The following is a 7,294-nucleotide window of genomic DNA, read 5'->3' on the forward strand; positions in this document are numbered from 1 at the left end:
AGATCTCACACCAAATGCGCTCTCTTAGGTCATCGCTGAGCTTTGATACCTTACGCGCGCGTTTTAACGTCGCTTCTGTCATATCACCAGTGATTTCATGATAGCAGGACACCATAGACGAAGGTGTTAGCAGACCCTCAAGGCCCAACATGCAGCTTGTCAGCTTGTTGCAGGAACTCGTCACGGTTGAAAAGAAGTCTAGTTCGTGACGCGTTGCGTCATTCAGTGTCTCTAGCCAAATTCGCTGCAACTTGATCGCTGTATTAGTGGATTCCATCCACGGTTGAGACCACAAAACGAGCAAGTTTTCTGTGAGAGGTGCTTTCAAAGGCTGTTTTGTAAGATCTGACGTTACCATTTTATTGTCCTCTTTGAAGGTAAGGCCGTATAGATGGCTTTAATGTTGTTGTAATATTTTATGTTTTTACCAGCCAGCCGACACTGACGTTTTATGGTGTCTATACAAAAAGTTAGCTAGAACTCCAATAATAACTTTCAAATAGTATAGACGACATGGGTGCACAAAAATTTGACCGTTGTCAGCTTTATGGCTTGAAATTTTTTATGGATAGTATGCTTGATTTCAAGGAGAGAGCTGCTGCTAAGGATGGGGTGCCTTGTTGTTTTGAAAATGATAACCTAAATGATTAGATTTTTAGTTATCATGATAGTGATAAAGTATTAATAGTTGATTAGTTAAAAAACAGGTAAGATTTTAATGAGTGTTAATTTTTTAATGTTGATATAGAAAATTGACCGGTATCATAGAAAACGAGCTTTACCTCACACTAGGATGCCCTTTGAAAAGCTGCCCATTGTTGGGCTTTTTTTGATGATTAGAGGGCTTTAATGATGGATAACTTGACAGCACTTACTTATCTACCGCAAGACCAGTTGAGCTTAGCTTATTTGCACGAGGTACGTGAGCTGAATCGCTACCGGGGCTTGGCACTGAGTTTTCTGCCCTTTGATCCACCTATTAGTCGCCTGATGGATGCGATTGGTATGGAGTGTGTGCACAGACTCTGCAGTTTGCAGGAAGTGGCTAGTCAGATGGAGCTTGGCGCTTGCGCAAATGCTAACCAGCAAAAGGAGCCTCCTTTTTTTAATAAAGTTAATAAGCACCTCTTCGTTGTTGATGAAAATATGGGGAAATACCTACTAGCAAATGCCGAAAAATCCGCTGAAGCGACGTGTACGTTCTTTGGTTGGCTGCTGGAAACAAATGCGACGCCTGAGCTACATCAGCCATTATTCGACTTTGTGACACAGAAAACGAAAGAGTGCCATGTGCTTCGGGAGTGTCGTGAGCAGTGGGGAGTAGGCTCTTCTAAGTTAAGTCTTGCGATGTGATTAAAGCGCCGCTTTGTACACAACATATGTCAGCGGAGGAGCATATTTCTACTGACGCAGAGTGAGCCACGTTGAGAGGTTTTTTTTTGCGCTAGATCAATACTGTTATGAGTAAGTGCTTTTATTTGCTTGGAGAGCTTCTCTTCAAGAGAGCTTACACTATAACTATTCATACTCTACTAATAGTCGCTGTGGTCGAGGCATGGGTTTGTGCAAAAAATAGCGCACAAAAGCTAGGTAAGGGACGTTAGTTAAATTGTAGTTTACGTGCTTAGGGAAGTCGCATGAAGGTCATGGTGCTTGAGAAACAGGGTGGGCCTTTGCAGTGTCATGAAAGGGTAATTCCTACGCCGGGGCCGGGGCAGGTACTGCTTAAAGTAGAGGCGTGCGCCGTGTGTCGTACTGACTTGCACCTACTCGATGGAGAATTGCCAGACATCCATTATCCGATTATTCCTGGCCACGAAATTATTGGTCATGTTGTCGAGTGTGGCCCTGGTGTGTCGCTGGAGAAGGGAGTACGACTGGGTATTCCCTGGCTAGGGTATAGCTGCGGTGAATGCCGTTACTGTTTACATGGGCAGGAGAACCTTTGTGATCAGGCGCGCTTTACTGGCTACCAGATTGATGGTGGCTTTGCTGAATACACGCTGGCGGACCATCGCTTCTGCTTTTCAATCGGCCCCGACTATAGCGCTGTAGAAGCAGCTCCACTGATGTGTGCTGGTCTGATCGGCTATCGTTCTCTAGTCATGTGTGGCGATGACCTGCAGCGTCTCGGTATTTATGGCTTTGGCGCGGCGGCGCATATCGTGGCGCAGGTCGCAAAACGGCAGGGCGTGGAAGTGTACGCCTTTACTCGCCCGGGCGATAAAGCGTCTCAACGATTTGCGCAACACTTGGGCGCGATGTGGGTAGGTAGCTCTGAACAGTTGCCGGAGGTACCCCTGGATGCCGCTATCATTTTTGCACCCGTGGGGAAGCTGGTACCCCTTGCACTTCGTGCCGTGCGCAAAGGGGGAGTCGTTGTCTGTGGCGGTATACACATGACTGACATTCCCTCTTTCCCTTATGCGCTACTCTGGGGAGAGCGCCAATTACGCTCGGTAGCTAACCTGACCCGCCAGGACGGTAAGGCGTTTTTATCGCTGGCCTCCCAAGCGGCCCTTCAAACCAGTACAACCTGCTATCCGCTCCACGCTGCTAATGAAGCGCTTAAGGATCTCAGGGAAGGCAAAGTAACCGGCGCTGCAGTATTGGTGATGGAGACATCACCAGCATCTGAGATGTTCGATGTCGATTCGTAAGTTGGGTACTTTGTTTTCCCACACCACGATCACTTTGCTTGCTGCCATGACCGTGATGAAGTCGATACCGTGACGGTGGTGATCTGTGACAGTGATTGCTTATTCCTCTTGGATACGTCTGCCAGGGAGTCAGGATGGAAACGCCTACTGCCGATACCAGTTTGTTATTAGATAACTCGTCTTTGGGGGTTCATGCTAGGCATATTGATGAGGTCCTTGCGGACTTGAAGACTTCATCGTCGGGTCTGACAGCAGGCGAAGCGACCAGGCGCTTGGCTAAGTACGGACGCAACCAGTTACCGGTAGTGGCTGGCCGCCACCCACTGTTTCGTTTTCTTGCGCATTTTCATAATGCATTAATCTATTTTCTGTTAGCGGCAGCGCTTGCTGCATCACTGCTAGGGCATTTTGTCGATGCATCGGTCATTGCTGCGGTGGTCTTAGTCAACGCCGTGGTCGGTTTTATTCAGGAAGGTAAGGCGGAAAAGGCGCTGAGCGCGATCCACAATCTTATCGCCCCGCACGCTTATCTGGTAAGAGAAGGAAGGCGAGTCAAGGTGCCTGTCGAAGAGATTGTACCTGGGGATATCGTGTCGCTTGAGCCAGGGGAACGGGTCCCTGCTGACCTGCGGCTTATTCGTACGAGTGCTTTACGTATCGAAGAAGCCATTCTGACTGGTGAGTCGGTAGCAGCAGAAAAGCAGGTAATACCAGCATCAAAGGAAGCTGCGCTGGGTGACCGGCACTCAATGGCCTATTCGGGTACGCTGGTGGCTGCTGGGCAAGGGCTAGGTGTCGTGGTCGCAACGGGGGGTGCTACGGAAATCGGGCGCATCAGTGCTTTGTTGCGAGAGGTGCAGCCATTGACCACACCGCTGCTGCGCCAGATTAATCATTTTGGAAAGCAGTTTACTTGGATCACCCTGGCGGTGGCGGCCGTACTCTTTGCCTTTGCGGTATTAGTACGTGGCTATGCATGGCCGGACGCACTGATAGCTGTCGTTGCTCTGGCGGTGGGGGCTATTCCTGAAGGCTTACCAGCAGTCATCACCATTACATTGGCTATTGGTGTACAGCGCATGGCGCGTCGTCATGCAGCGATCCGGCAGCTACCGGCGGTAGAAACACTCGGCGCTACGTCGGTCATCTGTTCCGATAAGACCGGCACCTTGACGCGTAACGAAATGACAGTGCGACGGCTGGAAGTCCCTCATGGGCAGTACACGGTGACAGGTTCGGGCTATGTGCCGGAAGGTCGGCTGGAAGCCGCTTCTACCGATGATGCTGCTGCGGATAAACAGCGGCTAGAGAGTAGTTGTTTAGTGCTATCGGGAGCGCTGTGCAACGATGCCCAATTGAACCAGGAAAATGGTGCTTGGCATGTGATGGGCGATCCGATGGAAGGGGCGCTGGTGGCGTTGGCGATAAAAGCTGGTTTGGAGCCGGAGCTAACCCGCCATGAATGGCCGCGACTTGATGAGATCCCCTTTGATGCCAAGCATCGTTTTATGGCCACGCTTCATCGCCATTCAGCAGGCGATGGTCGGATTTTTGTCAAGGGCGCCCCCGATGAACTGCTGACGAGATGTATCGCCCAAATAGATGGTGAAGGGACGGCGCCGTTAGACCGAGATACCTGGGGCGCCAAGGTCGCGAATGCAGCCGCCCAGGGAGAAAGAGTGCTCGGCTTTGCGGTTAAAACAGTAGCCTCCGATATTGATAAGCTGGCTTTTTCCGACCTGGATGGGCTTGTCTTCATTGGCCTGATAGGGTTTATCGACCCCCCGCGCCAAGAGGCAGTGGCCGCCATTAAAGAGTGCCACTCTGCAGGTATTGCGGTGAAAATGATTACCGGTGATCACGCTGAGACGGCTGCGGCGATTGCTCGGCAGCTAGGATTTGGAGAGGAACCATACGTCCTGACGGGGCGTGATCTTGATGACATTTCAGACACTGACCTGCCTGCTATCGTGACCGAAACCAGTGTGTTTGCTCGAACCAACCCTGAACACAAACTGCGTATCGTGCGTGCCTTGCAGTCGACGGGGGCGATCGTGGCCATGACCGGCGATGGCGTCAATGATGCACCGTCGTTGAAGCAGGCAAATGTCGGTGTTGGCATGGGGCATAAAGGGACTGATGCAGCGAAGGAGGCCTCCCAGATGGTCTTGCTGGATGATAACTTCGCCTCCATCGTCGCTGCAGTGAATGAAGGGCGAGTAGTCTATGACAATATCCGCAAAGTAACCGCGTGGACACTGCCTACTAATGGCGGCGAGGTATTGGCGGTGATTGCCGCTATCTTGTTTAACTTCTCAATGCCGATGTCTGCGGTGCAGATTTTGTGGATCAATCTTGTTACGGCGGGCACCCTTGGCCTTGCTCTAGCGTTCGAACCGGCAGAGCCCAACGTCATGCAGCGCCGCCCTAGGCCTGCCAACCAAGGGCTGCTGACACCTTTTTTGATCTGGCGGGTAGCGCTTGTGTCGTTCCTGTTTCTGGCAGCGGTGTTGGGCGTATTTTTTTACTCACTAGGGCGAGGGGATGAGCTTGCGATGGCTCGCACCTTAGTGGTCAATTTGATCGTCGTATTGGAAATTTTCTATCTATTTAACGTGCGCTATCTACACTACACTTCATTTAGCTGGCAGGGGCTAATAGGCACCCCCGCTGTGCTGTCTGCTGTCACTGTGGTGATCGTTGCTCAGGCATTGTTTACCTACTGGCCTGTTATGCATGCCCTTTTCGATACGCGTCCGTTAGCATTTTTGGATGGCGTATTAGTCATCAGCATCGGCATGGTGATGATGGCTATATTGGAAGTCGAGAAAATTGTGATGCGCCGAACAGGCTGGCTAAATCAATAAACAGAGGTAGAGGAGTGTGTCTAGGATTAAGCAAGTACGTGCTCGGCTGCTAACGCTTGATCCGTTTCCTGTATGGCTGTTTGTTGGCTTTGTGCTGTTCTGGATATGGCTGGCCATAGCACCTTATTACCGCTCAGATTGGCTGCTTGAAAATATTCTGGTGTTTGCCGCGGTGCCCGTATTGGGTTGGTTGTGGTATCAGGGTGGTGTCTCGCGTCTGGCATGGTTAAGCATTTTTCTATTTTTAATATTTCATGAAGTTGGTGCTCATTATACCTATTCTGAAGTGCCCTATGACCACTGGTTGAGAACACTGTTTGGGTTTTCTCTGGACCAACGGTTTAGCTTTGAGCGTAATCAGTACGACCGCTGGGTACATTTCCTTTATGGACTGCTACTTTTTCCACTGATGAAAGATCTTGTGAAAAGACACCTACTATATGAGGCAGTTTTATGGCGCCTACTACCGGTGGTGCTGATTTTATCCCATTCGGCGTTTTATGAGATTGCTGAGTGGCTGGCTGTTGTACTCTTCCCAGGGGAATTGGGGGAGTCATACCTAGGTGCCCAGGGAGATATTTGGGATGCGCAGAAGGATATGGCGTTAGCACTTTTAGGAGCTTTCATAGCCAGTGCGCTGAGTGTGTCAGTGCGCTATTTAGTAGCTAGAATTAGCTCGGCCGCCAATAAATAGGCAGTTTTAATAGTGGGTAGAAGCTATTCTAAAATACATCAATGCACCACTGAAAGGAGTGGTAGCATTGTGCTTTACTACTGCTAACAGTTGCATGGGGTGATAGATAAAAAATATTAACTTTAGTATTCTCTTGTTGATTTAGTCATATGAAAATCTTGCAGTTTATTAAGTTGTTTTATAGCGTTTATTTGAGGCGCTATGCAGTAAGTGTATAAGTTTTTTAGGGGTTGGATATGGGGTTTGTATGATTACGTCTTAAGACTTATTTGGTTGCTTAAGTCGCTAAAAGTTGTTGCCTATCGTTTTGCGTGTTTTATTTATTTCTCTAATCGTGGAGGGTTTATTCCACTATATATTAGTGGGCGACGCTCAGCTTCGTTAGCTAGCCAGGCTCAAAGAACACAAAATGAATAGCGTCTTCATCAAGCTAGCCATACAGAGCTATGCTTTTCTGACATAGCTGCCGGGGGCGTTTTCGAGAGGTGGGTAGTTTTGTGAACCAACGTGAGGTGCCTCGACAAGGGGGCCTGATCTTGCTGCCAACCATGATTGCCATGCACCCCACCAGGAGCCTGGCTTAATTGCTGTACGCTCCAGCCACGTGTCTGGATCAATATAGGAGTCACCTTCAAAGGCGGTGGCTATTCGATAATGCCGATGCGATTGTTCAGGGGGACTAATAATACCCGCGTTATGACCACCGCTAGTGAGCAAAAAAGTAATCTCCGGTGCATCTGCAAGAAGGTGCAATCTATAAGTGGATCGCCATGGTGCGACATGGTCCCACTCTGTGCCAACACAGAAAATAGGTATTTGTATATCGCTAAGCGCCACCGGGCGGCCTTCTACCCGCAAGCGTCCTTCGGCTAAGTCATTATTTAAAAATAGGGTACGCAAATATTCAGAATGCATACGGTAGGGCATGCGCGTTGCATCGGTGTTCCAGGCGTGCGTATTCCGGCGAACGTGACCGGTCATTCCGGTGATCGTGACCGATTTGCACACGGCCTTCACGCTGGAGAGAGTTTTGTACGCTGAGCGGTCACGATGGGTCAACCGATTCCGTTTTT

Annotated in this window: 4 protein-coding genes and 1 pseudogene; 4 read left to right on the top strand and 1 reads right to left on the bottom strand. The window is 49.6% G+C overall.

The features are described 5' to 3' along the window. Positions 1 to 849 precede the first annotated feature (849 nt). From V8L70_RS20380 to V8L70_RS20395, 4 genes are all read left to right on the top strand, one after another. A complete protein-coding gene (locus V8L70_RS20380; RefSeq protein ID WP_008956630.1) occupies positions 850 to 1,353 on the top strand; it encodes a hypothetical protein in 504 nt (167 codons plus the stop codon). Between the two features lie 284 nt (positions 1,354 to 1,637). Beyond that, positions 1,638 to 2,660, top strand: a complete 1,023-nt coding sequence (locus tag V8L70_RS20385; protein ID WP_101147151.1) for a zinc-dependent alcohol dehydrogenase family protein — start codon at positions 1,638 to 1,640, stop codon at positions 2,658 to 2,660. Positions 2,661 to 2,794: 134 nt separating this feature from the next. Further along, on the top strand, positions 2,795 to 5,527 hold the full coding sequence (locus V8L70_RS20390) for an HAD-IC family P-type ATPase (RefSeq protein WP_101147152.1): 2,733 nt from the start codon (positions 2,795 to 2,797) through the stop codon (positions 5,525 to 5,527). Positions 5,528 to 5,543: 16 nt separating this feature from the next. Further along, on the top strand, positions 5,544 to 6,221 hold the full coding sequence (locus V8L70_RS20395) for a DUF2238 domain-containing protein (protein ID WP_101147153.1): 678 nt from the start codon (positions 5,544 to 5,546) through the stop codon (positions 6,219 to 6,221). Positions 6,222 to 6,665: 444 nt separating this feature from the next. Here V8L70_RS20395 and V8L70_RS20400 read toward each other — a convergent pair. Next, positions 6,666 to 7,294, bottom strand: a pseudogene (locus tag V8L70_RS20400) (poly-beta-hydroxybutyrate polymerase); the annotation flags it as partial.

The sequence above is a fragment of the Vreelandella arctica genome (assembly GCF_037070215.1).
GTDB classification, from domain to species: domain Bacteria; phylum Pseudomonadota; class Gammaproteobacteria; order Pseudomonadales; family Halomonadaceae; genus Vreelandella; species Vreelandella arctica.